We start from the raw sequence: 16,155 nt of genomic DNA on the forward strand, positions 1-16,155 counted from the left end.
CTGCCGGCACCGGAGTACGGGGCGGACTCCGCCGGGCGGGCGCCGCGTTCGCCGCGCGAGGAGATCCTGTGCGGTCTGTTCGCGGAGACGCTGGGTGCGGAGTCGGTGTCGATCGACGACGACTTCTTCCAGCTCGGCGGGCACTCCCTGCTCGCCACTCGTCTGGTGAGCCGGATCCGGTCGGTCCTGGACGTGGAACTCGCCGTCCGGCAGGTGTTCGAGGCGTCCACCGTCGCCGAACTCGCCACCGCACTGGATGCGGGAGCCGGTTCGCGCAGTCGGGTGGTCCGCGCGGTCAGGCCGGCCAGGGTGCCGCTGTCGCACGCCCAGCAGCGGCTCTGGTTCCTCCAGCACCTGGAGGGCCCGAGCGACACCTACAACATGCCGGTCTCGCTGGGCCTGACCGGTCCGGTCGACGAGCAGGCGCTCCGTGGCGCGCTGGCCGACGTGGTCGCCCGTCACGAGAGCCTGCGGACCGTCTTCGCCGAGGACGCCGACGGCGCCGCCTACCAGGTGGTGCTGGAGCCGGAGCAGGTGCAGGTGCCGCTGGCCGTCGAGCAGGTCGACGACGACGACGCGGTCGTGGACCGGATGATGCGTCGCGCGGCCGGGTACGTCTTCGACCTGGGCCGGGAAGTCCCGCTGCGGGCCTCGCTGTTCAGGCTCCCCCCGGAGCCGGACGGCGAGGGCCGGGAGCGTAGCGCGCTGCTGCTGCTGACCCACCACATCGCGGGCGACGCCTGGTCGCGCGGCATCCTGGTCCGCGATCTGACCGCCGCCTACTCGGCTCGCGTCCTCGGGGCGGCCCCGGCCTGGCAGGAACTGCCGGTGCAGTACGCCGACTACGGCCTGTGGCAGCGCGAGCTGCTCGGCTCCGAGGCCGATCCGGAGAGCGAGGTGTCGCGTCAACTCGCCTACTGGCAAAGGGCCCTGGACGGCCTGCCGGAGGAGCTGGCGCTGCCCTTCGACCGGCCGCGGCCGGCCACCGCCTCCTACCGGGGCGACCGGGTGACCTTCGCGTTCCCCGACGGCCTGCACGACGGCCTGACCCGGGTGGCTCGTGAGCACCGGGCGAGTGTGTTCATGGTGCTGCAGGCGGCGCTGGCCGCCCTGCTGACCAGGCTCGGCGCGGGCGAGGACATCCCGCTCGGCACGCCGATCGCGGGCCGCACCGACGACGCCCTGGACGACCTGGTCGGCTTCTTCGTCAACACCCTCGTCCTGCGGACCGACACCTCCGGCGACCCGACGTTCGCGGAGCTGATCGAGCGGGTGCGGGCGGCCGACCTGGAGGCGTACGCGCACCAGGACCTGCCGTTCGAGCGGCTGGTCGAGGCGGTCAACCCGGAGCGCTCGCTCGCCCGGCACCCCCTCTTCCAGACGGCGCTCAGCTTCGACAGCGGCGCCCGCGCCGCAGCTGCCGGTCCCGCTGGTCCTGCCGGTCCCGCCGCTGCGGGCCCGGCCGGGCTCACGGTCACCGGGCGCCCGCTCGGCGCGCCCTCCGCGAAGTTCGACCTCTCCTTCGAGCTCGTCGAGCACGGTGCGGCGCCCGGTCGCACGCCCGCCCTGGCCGGCGCGCTGGACTTCAGCGCCGACCTGTTCGACCGGGCCACCGCGCAGGGCATCGCGGACCGTTTCGTCCGCGTCCTGTCGGCCCTCGCGGAGGACCCGCACGGCCGGATCGGCGACGTGGAGGTCCTGGACGCCGACGAGCGGCACCGGATCCTCGTGGAGTGGAACGACACGGCCGTCGAGCACCGCGACCGGACCCCGGTGCACGTGCTCTTCGAGGAGCACGTGGCGGCGCGCCCCGACGCGGTGGCCCTCGCGGGCGCCGACGGGACGGTCACCTACCGGGAGCTCAACGAGCGGGCCAACCGGCTCGCCCACCTCCTGATCGGCCGGGGCGTGCGCGCCGAGAGCCGGGTCGCCGTGCTGCAGGAGCGGTCGGCGGAGCTCGTCGTCTCGACGCTCGCGGTGCTCAAGGCCGGCGGCGTGTACGTGCCGATCGACCCGCACCAGCCCGCCGCCCGTTCCGAGTTCATCCTGCGGGACACCGCGGCGGTGGCCCTGCTCACCGACCGGGCCCCGGACGCCGTCGGGTTCGCGGTGGACGTGCCGGTGCTGCGGGTGGGGCCGGGCGGCGTGCTCGACCCGGCCTCCGGACCGGTCACCGATCCGGGCGTGGCCACGGACGCCGAGCAACTGGTGTACGTGATGTACACCTCGGGCTCGACCGGGACCCCGAAGGGCGTCGGCAACACCCACCACAACGTGGTGCACCTGGCGGCCGACCGGTTCTGGCGCGACGGCAACCACGAGCGCGTGCTGATGCACTCGCCGTACGCCTTCGACGCCTCCACCTTCGAGATCTGGACCCCGCTGCTGACCGGCGGCACCGTCGTCGTCGCCCCCGCCGGGCGGATCGACGCCGGTGACCTCGCGACCGCGATCGCCGAGGGCGGGGTGACCGGACTGTTCGTCAGCGCCGGCCTGTTCCGGGTGCTCGCGGAGGAGCGGCCCGAGTGCTTCCGGGGCGTCCGGGAGGTCTGGGCCGGTGGTGACGTGGTGTCCCCGGCCGCCGTTCGGCGCGTCCTGGAGGCCTGCCCCGGCATCGTGGTGGCCAACGAGTACGGGCCGACCGAGACCACGGTGTTCTCCACGGTCAACCGGCTGCGTTCGCCGCAGGAGGTGCCCGAGGCGGTCGTCCCGATCGGCCGGCCCCTCTGGAACACCCGGGTGCACGTGCTGGACGCGCGGCTGCGGCCGGTGCCCCCGGGCGTCGCGGGCGAGCTGTACATCGGCGGCGCCGGTGTCGCCCGCGGCTACCTGGGCCGGGCCGGGCTGACCGCCCAGCGCTTCGTGGCCGACCCCTTCGCGGGCGGCGGCGAGCGGATGTACCGCACCGGCGACGTGGTGCGCCGACTCGGCGACGGGCGGCTGGAGTTCCTCGGCCGCGTCGACGACCAGGTCAAGCTGCGCGGCTTCCGGATCGAGCCCGGCGAGGTCGAGGCGGTGCTCGCGGCGCCCGGCGAGGTCGCCCAGGCCGCCGTGGTCCTGCGCGAGGACCGGCCCGGCGACAAGCGCCTCGTGGCGTACGTCGTCGCGGCCGCCGGGGCGCCGGTCGACACCGACGCCCTGCGCGCCCGGGTCGCGGCCGCCCTGCCCGACTACATGGTGCCCTCGGCCGTGGTCGTGCTGGACGCGCTGCCGCTCACCCTGAACGGCAAGCTCGACCGGCGGGCCCTGCCCGCTCCCGTGTACGGGGCGGACCGGGACGGCGCCGGCGGGCGCGGGCCGCGCACCGAGCGCGAGAAGGCGCTGTGCGCGCTGTTCGCCGACGTGCTGGGCCTGGACGAGGCCGGGATCGACGACAGCTTCTTCGACCTCGGCGGCGACAGCATCATGTCGATCCAGCTGGTCAGCCGGGCCCGCCGGGCCGGACTCGAACTGTCGGTCCGCGACGTCTTCGAGCAGCGGACGGTGGCGGCCCTGGCCGAGGTCGTCCGGGAGACCGGGGGCGCGAGCGCCGAGGAGCCGGGCGCCGGGGTCGGCGAGGTGCCGCTGACGCCGATCATGCACTGGTTCCTCGAACGCGGCGGCCCCGCCGACCAGTACAACCAGTCCCGGCTGGTGCAGGTCCCGGCGTCCGTGACCCGGGAGCACCTGGCGGCGGCCGTCGGGGCCCTGCTCGACCACCACGACGCCCTGCGGGCCCGGCTCTCCCCGGCGCCCGAGCGGCGGCTGGAGGTCCGTGCCCCCGGTGCCGTGGACGCCTCCGCGACGGTCCGCCGCGTCGATGCGGCCGGGCTGGACGAGCAGGCGCAGCGGGAGCTGGTCGGCCGGGAGACGCGGGCCGCGCGCGAGCGGCTCGACCTGGCCTCCGGGAGCGTGTTCCAGGCCGTCTGGTTCGACCGCGGCCGCGACCTGCCCGGCCTGCTGCTGCTGATCGTCCACCACCTGGTCGTCGACGGGGTGTCCTGGCGGATCCTGGTGCCCGACCTGGCGGAGGCGTACCGGGCGGTGGGCGGCGGGCACGAGCCCCGGCTGCAGGCCGTCGGCACCTCGCTGCGGCGCTGGTCGCAGCGGCTGTCCGACGAGGCGGCCGAGCCCGCCCGGGCGGCGGAGGCCGGCTGGTGGCAGCAGGTGCTGAGGCCCGGCGACCCGCGGATCGGCCGGCGGGCGCTGGACCCGGAGCTGGACACCTACGCCACGGCGGAGCACCTGACGGTGACCCTGCCGACGGAGGTGACCGAGCAGGTGCTCACCCGGGTGGCCTCGGTGTTCAAGGCGGAGGTCAACGACGTGCTGCTGAGCGCGTTCGCGCTGGCCTGGGCACGCTGGCGGGGCAGCCCGGCCGGCACGGCCCTGATCGACCTGGAGGGCCACGGCCGCGAGGAGGACGTGGTCGGCGGAGCGGACCTGTCCCGGACGGTGGGCTGGTTCACCAGCCTGTACCCGGTGCGGCTGGACCCGGTCACCGCCGACCTGGCCGACGCGTTCGCCGGCGGCCCGGCCGCCGGGGCCGCGCTCAAGGCGGTCAAGGAGCAGCTGCGGGCGGTGCCGGACAAGGGCATGGGCTACGGCCTGGTGCGCCACCTCAACCCGGCCACGGCCCCCGGTTTCGCCGGACTGCCCCGACCGCAGGTGGCGTTCAACTACCTGGGCCGCTTCACCACGGCCGGGCCGCAGGGCGCCGGGAGCACCGCCGTCCCCGACTGGACCGTGCTGTCCACCGCGGCCGGCGCCGGCGGCACCGACCCGAGGGTGCCGCTCGCGCACCCGCTGGAGCTCAACGCCCGCACCAACGACGGGCCCGCCGGGCCCGAGCTGGCCGCCACCTGGACGTGGGCGCGGGACATCCTCGGCCGGGCCGAGGTCGAGGAACTGGCCGACCTCTGGTTCCAGGCCCTGCGGGCGCTGACCGAGCACGCCGAACGCCCCGACGCGGGCGGGCTGACCGTCTCGGACGTGTCCCTGAGCCTGCTGAGCCAGGACGAGATCGAATCGCTGGAAGACGAGTGGAGGACCTGGTAATGGCGACGCAGTCCGGACTGCAGGACATCCTGCCGCTGGCCCCGCTCCAGGAAGGACTGTTGTTCCACAGCGTGTACGACGAGGCGGCACCGGACGTGTACCTCGTGCAGCAGGCCATCGACCTGGAGGGCGCGCTCGACACCGAGGCGCTGCAGGCGGCCTGCCGGACCCTGCTGCGGCGGCACGGCAACCTGCGCGCGGCCTTCCGTTACACGGGCGTGCAGCGCCCCGTGCAGCTCATCCCGTACGAGGTTCGGCTCCCCTGGGAGGAGCTGGACCTGACCGGGCTGCCCGAGGGGGAACGCACGGCGGCCGCGGACCGGGCCGTCGAGGAGGACCGCACGCGCCGCTTCGACCTCGGCCGCCCGCCGCTGATGCGGTTCACCCTGATGCGCCTCGGCGAGCGGCGGCACCGCTTCGTGCTGACCAACCACCACATCCTGCTCGACGGCTGGTCGCGGCCGATGCTGGTGCGGGAGCTCCTGGCGCTGTACGCCACCGCGGGCGACGACAGTGCGCTGCCCCGGGTCCGGCCGTTCCGCGACTACCTGCAGTGGCTGGCCGGCCAGGACAAGGCGTCGGCGCTGGGCGCCTGGCGCGAGGCCCTGGCCGGGCTCGACGGTCCCACGCTGGTCGCGCCGCACGCGGGCGAGCGGGCCCCGGTCGTACCGGGCCGGCTGGAGACGGAGCTGGACCGGGCCACCCACGAGGCGCTCACCGCGCTCGCCCGCGAGCGGGCCCTCACGCTCAACTCGCTGGTCCAGGGCGCCTGGGCGGTCGTCCTGAGCGGGCTCACCGGGCGGGACGACGTGGTCTTCGGCAGCACCGTCTCCGGCCGGCCGCCGGAGGTCCCCGGGATCGAGACCATGGTGGGGCTGTTCATCAACACCCTGCCGGTGCGCGTCGTCCTGCGGTCCGACGAGTCCCTGGTGGACACCGTCCGCCGGGTGCAGGACGAGCAGACCCGGCTCCAGCCCTACCAGCACACCGGCCTGGCCGAGGTGCAGCGGCTGGCCGGGGCCGGCGAACTCTTCGACACCACCATGGTGTTCGAGAACTACCCGGTGGACATCGGGGCCGAGAACGACCGGCCCGGCGGCATCCGCGGCGTCACCGTCACCGGCAGCCGCAACCGGGACGCCACCCACTACCCGCTCGCCCTGGTGGCGGTCGGCCGCGGCGGACTGCGGCTGCGCCTGGACCACCAGCCCGACCTGGTCCCCGACGCGACCGCCCGGGCCGTGCTGGACCGGCTGGTCCGGGTGCTGCGCTCGGTCGCCGCCGAGCCGGGCCTGCCGCTGGCCCGGCTGGACCTGCTCTCCGACACCGAGCGCCGGGCCGCCCTGGTCCTCGGCCGCGGCGCGGACACCCCGGTGCCCGCGGGCGGCCTGCCCGAGGCGTTCCGGGCCCAGGCCAGGCGGACCCCGGACGCCGTCGCCGTGCGGTGCGGCACCGCCGCGTACGACTACGCCGCGCTGGACGCCCGCTCGGACGCGCTGGCGCGCCGGCTGGTCGGGCTCGGCGTGACGGCCGAGACGCCGGTGGCGCTGCTCATGGAACGCTCGGCGGAGCTGGTGGTGGCGGTGCTCGCCGTCCTCAAGTCCGGCGGGGCCTACGTGCCGCTGCGCCAGGGGGACCCGGTGGACCGGCTGCGGCAGGTCGCCTCGCTGGCCGGGACCGGCCTCGTGCTGACCGACCAGGAGAACGCCGGCCGGGCGGCGGAGCTCGGCACCGGCCCGGTGGTCGCCGTCGACGACGACGGCCCGGAGCCGTCCTCCGCCGGGGCGGCGCTGCCGCGGCACGTCCCGGGGGAGCAGCTCGCCTACCTGATGCACACCTCCGGTTCGACCGGCACGCCCAAGGGCGTCGCCGTCACCCACCGCGACGTGCTCGAACTCGCCCACGACCGGTCGTTCGCGGGCGGCTCCCACCGGCGCGTCCTGGTGCACTCGCCGCACGCCTTCGACGCCTCGACCTACGAGCTGTGGGTGCCGCTGCTCTCCGGCGGCACCGCCGTCGTCGCCCCGCCCGGCGACCTCGACACCGAGGTCCTCGGCAAACTGGTCGCCGAACACGGCGTGACCGGGCTCTGGCTGACCTCCGGCCTCTTCCAGCTCGTCGCGGACGAGGCCCCGGACGCCCTCGCCGGCGTGCGGGAGGTCTGGACCGGCGGTGACGTGGTGCCCGCCGCGTCGGTCCGCCGGGTGATGACCGCCTGCCCCGGGACGGCCGTCGTCGACGGCTACGGGCCCACCGAGACCACCACCTTCGCCGTCCGACACCGGCTGCCGGCCGGCGGCCCCGTCCCGGACGCCGTCCCGATCGGCACCCCGCTGGACAACACCCGGCTGCTGGTCCTGGACGCGGGGCTGCGGCCCGTCCCGCCCGGCACGGCCGGCGAGCTGCACATCGCCGGGGCGGGCCTCGCCCGCGGCTACTGGCGGCGTCCCGGACTCACCGCCGAGCGCTTCGTCGCCGACCCGTACGGCCCGGCCGGCTCCCGGATGTACCGCACCGGCGACCTCGTGCGGTGGACGCCCGAGGGCACCCTGGACTACCTCGGGCGCGCCGACGAACAGGTCAAGCTGCGCGGTTTCCGGATCGAACCGGGCGAGATCGAGGCCGTCCTGGGCCGCCACCCGGACGTCGCCCAGGCCGTCGTCACCGTCCAGGAGCCGCGCCCCGGCGACAAGCGGCTGGTCGCCTGCCTCGTCGCGGAACGGGGCACCGAGCCGTCCCCGGCTGCGCTGCGCGCCCACGTCGCCGCCGAACTTCCCGACTACATGGTGCCCGGCGCGTTCCTCCTCCTCGACGCGCTGCCGCTCACCGGCAACGGCAAGGTCGACCGGCGAGCCCTGCCGACGGCGGACGCGACGCAGCCCGCCACGGCGGACCGGCGCGCGCCCCGCACCCCGCAGGAGTCCATCCTGTGCGGGCTGTTCGCCGAACTCCTCGGCGTGCCGCAGGTCGGCATCGACGACGACTTCTTCGACCTCGGTGGCCACTCGCTGCTCGCCACCCGGCTGGTCGGCCGGGTCCGCTCGGTCCTCGGCGCCGAACTCGCCGTCCGGCAGCTCTTCGAGCACCCCACGCCGGCGGCCCTCGCCCGGGCCCTGGACGCGGCCGGGGACGCCCGGCCGGCCCTGGAGCGGGCCACGCCCCGCCCGGAGCGCGTCCCCGCCTCGTTCGCCCAGCGCCGGCTGTGGTTCCTGCACCGCTTCGAGGGGCCCGGCGCGACCTACAACATCCCCTTCGCGCTGCGGCTCACCGGCGACCTCGACCGGGAGGCGCTGCGGACCGCCCTCGCCGACCTCGCCCAGCGCCACGAGTCGCTGCGCACCGTCTTCGCGGAGGACGCCGAGGGGCCGTACCAGATCGTCCGCGAAGGCGCGGCCGGCCGGCCGGAGCTGACGCACGTCCCCGACGTGCCGGCCGGGCGCCTCGACGCGGAGCTCGCCGCGGCGGCCGGGTACGGCTTCGCGCTCGACCGTGAACTCCCGCTGCGGGCCTGGCTGTTCGGCACCGGCGCAGGGGAGCACGTGCTGCTGCTGCTGGTGCACCACATCGCGGGCGACGGCTGGTCCGTCCCGCTGCTCGCCCGGGACCTGGTCACCGCCTACACCGCCCGGCACGGCGGCACCGCCCCCGCCTGGCGGCCACTGCCCGTCCAGTACGCCGACTACAGCCTCTGGCAGCGCACCGTGCTCGGCGCCGAGGACGCCGAGGACAGCCCGGCGGCCCGCCAACTCGCCTACTGGAAGCAGGCCCTGGCCGGCCTTCCGGAGGAGCTGGCACTGCCGGCCGACCGGCCCAGGCCCGCGGTCGCCGGGCACCGGGGGGACCGCGTCCTCTACGACGTCCCGGAAGCGCTGTACGGGCGGATCCGCGGCCTCGCCCGCTCCACCCAGTCCAGCCCGTTCATGGTGCTCCAGGCCGCCGTCGCCGCCCTGCTGACCAGGCTCGGCGCGGGCGAGGACATCCCGCTCGGGACGCCGATCGCGGGCCGCACCGACGACGCCCTGGACGACCTGGTCGGCTTCTTCGTCAACACCCTCGTGCTGCGCACCGACACCTCCGGCGACCCGACGTTCAAGGAGCTGATCGCCCGCGTCCGCGAGACGGACCTCGCCGCCTACGCGCACCAGGACCTGCCCTTCGAACGGCTGGTGGAGGCGGTCAACCCGAAGCGGGCGCAGTCCCGCCACCCCCTGTTCCAGACCATGCTCACCTTCAACAACACCGACCAGCGCAGCGCGGCCGCCGACGGCGGCCTGCGGCTGCCCGGCCTCACCGCCGAACCCCTGTCGTCCGGCACCGGCTCGGCCAAGTTCGACCTGCTGCTCTCCTTCGCCGAACGGCACGGCCCGGACGGAACCCCCGACGGCCTCGGCGCCGGGCTGGAGTTCAGCACCGACCTGTTCGACCCCGCTACGGCGCGGGCCCTCGTCGACCGGCTGCTGCGGCTGCTCGACGAGGTGACCGCCGACCCGCAGCGCCGCCTCGGCGAACTGCGGCTGCTCACCGGCCCCGAACGGGACCGGATGCTGGCCCGCGGGAAGGGCGCCGAGCACCCCCGGGCCCGGGACACCGGCCCGGCCGCCCGCTTCGAGGCCGCCGCCGCCCGCAGCCCGCTCGCCACGGCCGTGGAGGACGCCGCCGGCTCGTTCGGCTACCGGGAGCTCGACGAGCGGGCCGACCGCCTCGCCCGGCTGCTGCGCGAGCGCGGCGTGGGCCCCGAGAGCCTCGTCGCCGTCGCGATGCACCGGTCCGCCGACCTGGTCACCGCCCTCGTGGCGGTCCTCAAGGCCGGCGCCGGCTACCTGCCCGTGGACCCGGCCTACCCGGCCGACCGCATCGCGTACATGCTCGAAGACGCCCGGCCGGCGCTCGTCCTGACCACACGTGAGCTGGACGCCGTCCTTCCGGACCGGGCCGGGCCGCCGAGGCTGACGGTCGACTCCCCGGAGGTGTCGGCCGCCCTCGCCGCCCGGCGCGACGGCGCCGACGCCGCGGCCGGGCGCCGTGCCCCGTACCACCCGGCCCACCCCGCCTACGTCATCTACACCTCGGGCTCGACCGGCCGCCCCAAGGGGGTGACCATGCCGGCCGAAGCCCTGCTCAACCTGCTGGACTGGCACGAGCGGGAGCTGCCGGGCGGCCCCGGCACCCGGGTGGCCCAGTTCACCGCGGTCAGCTTCGACGTGTCCGTGCAGGAGATGCTCTCCGCGCTCCTCGCCGGCAAGACCCTGGTGGTCTGCCCGGAGGACGTCCGGCGCGACCCGGCCCGGCTGGCCGGATGGCTCCAGGAGCAGCGGGTCCACGAGCTGTACGCCCCCAACCTGGTCCTGGACGCGGTGTGCGAGGCAGCGACCGCCCTGCGGCTCCCGCTGCCCGAGCTCACCGACCTCGTCCAGGCCGGGGAGGCGCTCACCCCGCACGGCGCCATCCGGACCTTCTGCGCGGCCCGGCCCGGGCGGCGCCTGCACAACCACTACGGCCCCGCCGAGACGCACGTCGTCACCGCCGTCCGGCTCCCCGACGACCCGGCCGACTGGGCGCCCACCGCGCCGCCGATCGGCGCGCCGGTCGACAACACGGCCGTCCGGCTGCTCGACGGCCGGCTCAACCCGGTGCCGACGGGCGTCCCCGGGGAGCTCTACATCGCGGGCGCCGCCCTGGCCCGCGGCTACGCGCACCGCCCCGGCCGCACCGCCGAGCGGTTCGTCGCCGACCCCTGGGGCCCGCCCGGCACCCGGCTGTACCGCACCGGCGACCTCGCCCGGTGGACGGCCGACGGGCAGCTCCTCTACCTGGGACGCGCCGACACGCAGGTCAAGATCCGCGGCTTCCGGATCGAACCCGGGGAGATCGAGGCCGCCCTCGTCACCGCCCCCGGCGTCGCCCAGGCGGCCGTGGTGGTCCGCGAGGACCGGCCCGGGGACCGGCGCCTGGCCGGGTACGTCGTGGCGTCCGACGGCGCCCTCCCGCACCCGGCCGGGCTGCGGGAGCACCTGCTGCGCCGACTGCCCGAGCACATGGTCCCGGCCGCCTTCACCGTCCTCGCGGCGCTGCCGCTGACCCCCAACGGCAAGCTCGACCGGGCCGCGCTCCCGGCCCCCGACCAGGGCAACGAGGAGCGGTCGCGGCCGCCGGCCACGCCCGAGGAGCACGCGCTGTGCGCCCTGTTCGCCGAGGTCCTCGGGGTGGCGGAGGTGGGCGCCGAGGACGACTTCTTCGAACTCGGCGGCCACTCCTTCCTCGCCGCCCGGCTGGTCGGCCGGATCCGCGAGGAGCTCGCGGCGGACCTGCCGGTGCGCGCGGTCTTCGACGCCCCGACGCCCGCGGGCGTGGCCCGGGCCCTCGCCGGGGACGCGGCCGGCCCGGGGGAGGAGGCCGCCGCGGGCGGGCGGGCCACCCGGGGGCTGCTGCCGCTGAGGGCGCGCGGCACGGCGGCGCCGGTGTTCTTCCTGCATCCGGGCGGCGGCTTCAGCTGGTGCTACGCCGGCCTGGTCCGCCACCTCGGCCCCGACGTGCCGGTCTACGGCATCCAGGCCAGCGGGCTCGACGGCTCGGGCGCCCTGCCGACCTCGATGGAGGAGATGACCGAGGACTACCTCGCCCTGATCCGCTCCGTCCAACCCGCCGGACCGTACCGGCTGGCGGGCTGGTCCTTCGGCGGCCTGACCGCCTTCGCCCTGGCCACCCGGCTGCAGGAGGAGGGCGAGCGGGTCTCGCTCCTCGCCCTGCTCGACGCCTACCCGCAGGCCGCGGACGCCGTCACCGAGGACCCGGTGCCGCACGAGGTCGTCGCGCACAACCTGCGGGCGATGGGCTTCACCTTCGACGACGAGGAGCTCATAGCAGACGAGAAGGCGGTCCTGCTGCGCTTCCGCGAGTTCCTGCAGTCCGGGAACCAGAACCTCCGGCACCTTGAGGCGCAGGACATCCTGGCGCTGAAGGACGTCTATGTGAACAATGTCCGGCTCATGCGGCGATTCCGGCCCGAATTCTTCGACGGCGACCTGCTTTTCGTCTCCGCCGAGGAGAAGTCGGAAGCCGACCGTTCGGGCCGGTTGGATGTCAGCTTGTGGCAACCCTTCGTGGGTGGTTCGGTCGAGGTGTGCCCGGTAGAGTCCACTCATGGAAATCTGATGACGGATGCCCGGCACACGGCCCGCATCGGGCGTTTCCTCGCGGAGCGGCTGTGACCTGCGAGTGGAAACGATCGGAAGAAAAAGAATTCTTCGAAAAAGGAGCGATCGCATGAGCAGCAACCCCTTCGAGGACCCCGAGGGCACCTACCTCGTCCTTGTCAACGACGAGGGGCAGCACTCCCTGTGGCCGGCGTTCATCGAGGTGCCCGAGGGGTGGAGCACCGCCCTTGAGGCGACCGCACGCGACACGGCCCTCGACTACATCAACACCCACTGGACCGACATGCGCCCCGCCAGCCTGGTGCGGGCGATGGAAGGCGCCGACGCCTCCTGATCCTCCCGTGTGGCCCGCCCGCGAGCGCTCCTCGGCGCCCGGGGCGGGCCACACGGCTGTCCGCGGCCGGCCGCCGCCGGACGGCCCACGCACGGGCCCGGGCGCACGTCCCGGACGACGCACGACCCAGACGACGCACGCTGCAGACGACACCAAGGGGGAATCCCAGATGCCGGTCGTTCCGGTCAACGGCATACGCCTTCACTACGAGGACACCGGCGCGGGCGAGCCGGTCGTGCTCATCCAGGGGACGGGCGGCGGCGCCACCGTGTGGCAGCTGCACCAGGTGCCCGCGCTCACCGCCGCCGGGTTCCGCGCGATCACCTTCGACAACCGCGGCATCCCGCCGACCTCGGAGTGCCCCGAGGGCTTCACCCTCCAGGACCTGGTGGGCGATGTCGCCGGCCTCGTGGAGCGGCTCGGGCTGGGCCCGGTCCGGGTGGTCGGCACCTCGATGGGTGCCTTCGTCGCCCAGGAGCTCGCCCTCGCCCGGCCCGACCTGGTGAGCCGGGTCGTGCTGATGGCCACCCGCGGCCGCACCGACACCCTGCGGGCGGCCCTCACCCGGGCCGAGATCGAGCTGCACGACTCCGGGGTTCCGCTGCCGCCCCGCTACGCCGCCGTGCTGCGCGCCCTGAAGTCGCTGTCGCCGCGCACCCTCGACGACGACGCCGCGCTGGCCGACTGGCTGGACCTGTTCGAGCTGGCGCCGCCCGCCGGCCCCGGCCTGCGGGCCCAGATGGAGGTGAGCCGGCTGGACGACCGGCTCGACGCCTACCGCGGCATCGGCGTGCCCTGCCAGGTGATCGCCTTCGCGGACGACGTGGTCACCCCGCCGCACCTGGGCCGGGAGGTCGCGAACGCGATCCCGGGCGCGGTGTTCGAGCTCGTCGAGGGCTGCGGCCACTACGGCTACCTGGAGGACCCGGACACCGTGAACAAGCTCATGGTGGAGTTCCTGCACGGCGGGAGCGACTGACCCGGCGCGGCCGGGCGGTCGCGGCGATCCGCCGGACGCACACGAGCGTCCGGCCGGCCCGGGGAGAACCGGGGCCGGCCGGACGCTCGTGCGTGCGGCGCGGTGCGCGGCGCACGGAGAGGGGGGAGAGGTGCCCGACGGGGGCCCGGGCGCCTCTCCCCCCTCGTTCGGGGGACCTGCCTACTGCTGGTAGGTGTCAGGTCGGTCGTGGCCCTGGGGCCGCGGCGGGGGCCACGCCTGCGTCAGGTGGGGCTGGCGGCCGTAGCCGTCGCCGCCCGACCCGTACGACTGCTCGGCCGGCTGGTAGGCCGGCGCCGGGGCGCCGTAGCCGTTCGAGGCGCCGGCGCCGCGGTCCGGCACCGCGTAGGGGACGTACGGCTCCGCGAAGGGCGGCTCGTCCACCAGCTCCGGCTCCCGGTGGCCCCGGCCGGCGAGCGCCGCGCGCTGTCCGCGACGGCCGCCGGGCAGGCCGCCCGGCCACCAGTTCCACGAGCCCAGCGCCGCCATCAGGGCCGGCAGGACGAAGATGCGGATGACCACGGCGTCCAGCAGGATCGCCGCCGCCAGGCCGACGCCGAGCTGCTTGAACTCGACCATGCTCAGGGTTCCGAAGATCGCGAACACCCCGACCATCACGACCGCCGCGCTGGTGACGACCCCGGCGGAGCGGGTGATGCCGTCGCGGACGGCCTCCTTGACGTTCACCCCGCCGAGGGCGGCCTCGCGGATCCGGCTCACCACGAACACGTGGTAGTCCATCGAGAGGCCGAACAGCACCACGAAGAGGAACAGCGGCAGCCAGGAGACCACCGCGCCGGTGCTGTGGAAGTCCAGCAGCTTCTCGGCCCAGGTGTGCTGGAAGACCGCGACGAGCACGCCGAACGCGGCGGCGGCCGACAGCAGGTTCAGCAGGATCGCGGAGAGCGCCACGGCGAGCGAGCGGAAGATGTAGGCCATGGTGACGAAGGTCAGCAGCAGGATGAAGCCCACCACCCACGGCATCCGGTCCTTCAGGTGGCCGGTGAAGTCGATGCCCTGCGCCACCTTGCCGCCCACGCCGGTCTCGACGCCGGGCACGCCCTGGACGGCCTCGGGCACCCAGGTGCGCAGCAGGTCGAGGGACTGCCGGGCGCCGTCGCTCTTCGGCGAGTGCGGCGTGCCGACCTGCACCACGTGCACGGTCCGGTCCTGCGACTCGCGGACCTCGGGCGTCTGGTCGTGGGCGAAGAGCGGGTCGGCGGCGGTGCGGGCGAGCAGGCCGCCGAGGGCGGCCTTGACCTTGTCGGCCTGGTCACCGGGGGCGCGGACGGCCACCTGGTGCGTGGTGCCCTTGCTGGGGAACGCCGCGGTGAGGCGGTCCATCGCCTGGACGACCGGGATGTCGCGGGACAGGTCGTCGGACCCGGGCTGCTTCAGGCTCATGTCGAGGGCGGGCAGGGCCAGGGCCAGCAGCGCGCCGACGGACACCACGAGCGTGAGCACGGGCCGGACCAGGGCCGGCTTCAGCAGCGCGCGCCACAGCTTGGACTCGCCGGAGCGCATCGTCAGCCGCCACAGGAAGGGGACCCTGGGCCGGTCGACCCAGCGGCCGAGCTTGGCGAGCAGCGCGGGGAGCACGGTCAGCGAGGCCAGGACGGCGACGGCCACGACGATGATGGACCCGGTGGCCAGCGAGGCGAAGGTGGCCTCCTGGGCCAGGTAGAGCCCGGCCATCGACACGATCACGGTGGCGCCGGACACCAGGACGGTGTGGCCCGAGGTCTCCGCGGCGATCTCGATGGCGTCGATCCGAGAGGCGCCCTTCTGGCGCTCCTCGCGTTCCCGCTTGAGATAGAAGAGCGAGTAGTCCACGCCGACGGCCATGCCCATGAGCAGGATGACGTTGCTCACCGCGCTGGTCTCGGGCAGCACGTGCGAGGCCAGCGCCGACAGGCCGGTCGCGGCGCCGACGCAGGAGATGGCGAGGACCACGGGCACGCCGGCGGCGATGATCGCGCCGAAGACGACCAGCAGGATCAGCATGGTCAGCGGCAGGCTGATGAACTCGGCCTTCTGGAAGTCCTTGCCCAGGGTCTCGGTGAGACCCTTCGCCGTCGAGCCGGTGCCGACCTGGTCGACCCGCAGGCCCGGGTGGGCGTTCTGGACCGCCGCGCTGGCGTCGAGCAGCGGCTGGATGCGCCGGTCGGCGTTCTCGGTGTCCCCCTTCATGGTCACCGGGAGCAGCAGGGCCTTGCCGTCCGGGGAGGGCACCGGCTTGCCGACGCTCTCGACCTCCGGCAGGGCCTTCATCCGGTCGGCGAGCTCCTGGGCCGCCTGCTGGGCGGCCTTGGTGTCCAGCGCCCCGCCGGCCCCGGCCGTGATCAGGACGTTCTCCTCGGGCTTCTCGGTGAAGTGGCCGGAGGCGACGATCCTGCCCGAGCGGCCGGACTCGCCGACCCCGGACTCCTGGTCGCTGATCTTGTTGCTCCCGGCGGCCCCGCCCAGGAAGAGGCAGGCCGCGACGAAGACCACCCAGAGCCCGATGGCGGACCACGGATGTGTGGCACTCCACCGCGCGACCCGTACCGTTGCCGGCTTCTTTCGCACGTTCTGCTTCCTTCCATTGCTGCGGAAACCGCTCGGGCGGCTGCCGTCGTGGCGATGGGGAAAAC

Annotated in this window: 5 protein-coding genes; 4 read left to right on the forward strand and 1 reads right to left on the reverse strand. The window is 75.0% G+C overall.

Annotated elements, in window-relative coordinates; genetic code table 11:
• The 4 genes from ACZ7KX_RS03630 to ACZ7KX_RS03645 all read left to right on the forward strand — a co-directional run.
• Positions 1–5,037 (forward strand): amino acid adenylation domain-containing protein (locus ACZ7KX_RS03630; protein ID WP_470325104.1); only part of this gene is annotated, 5,037 nt, incomplete at its 5' end.
• Complete coding sequence (locus ACZ7KX_RS03635; RefSeq protein ID WP_470325105.1) at positions 5,037–12,245, forward strand: amino acid adenylation domain-containing protein; 7,209 nt, start codon at positions 5,037–5,039, stop codon at positions 12,243–12,245. The genes ACZ7KX_RS03630 and ACZ7KX_RS03635, both read left to right, overlap by 1 nt.
• A 55-nt stretch (positions 12,246–12,300) precedes the next feature.
• Positions 12,301–12,525 (forward strand): MbtH family protein, encoded by a 225-nt coding sequence (locus ACZ7KX_RS03640; protein WP_470325106.1) that lies wholly within the window; start codon positions 12,301–12,303, stop codon positions 12,523–12,525.
• A gap of 169 nt (positions 12,526–12,694) precedes the next feature.
• Positions 12,695–13,504 carry an alpha/beta fold hydrolase gene (locus ACZ7KX_RS03645; protein ID WP_470325107.1) on the forward strand — a complete coding sequence of 270 codons (810 nt, stop codon included), beginning with the start codon at positions 12,695–12,697 and terminating at the stop codon, positions 13,502–13,504.
• A 180-nt stretch (positions 13,505–13,684) separates the two neighbouring features.
• Here ACZ7KX_RS03645 and ACZ7KX_RS03650 read toward each other — a convergent pair whose 3' ends face one another.
• On the reverse strand, positions 13,685–16,090 hold the full coding sequence (locus ACZ7KX_RS03650) for an MMPL family transporter (RefSeq protein ID WP_470325108.1): 2,406 nt from the start codon (positions 16,088–16,090) through the stop codon (positions 13,685–13,687).
• Between the last annotated feature and the right edge of the window lie 65 nt (positions 16,091–16,155).

Source organism: Kitasatospora sp. NPDC038210 (assembly GCF_055600605.1).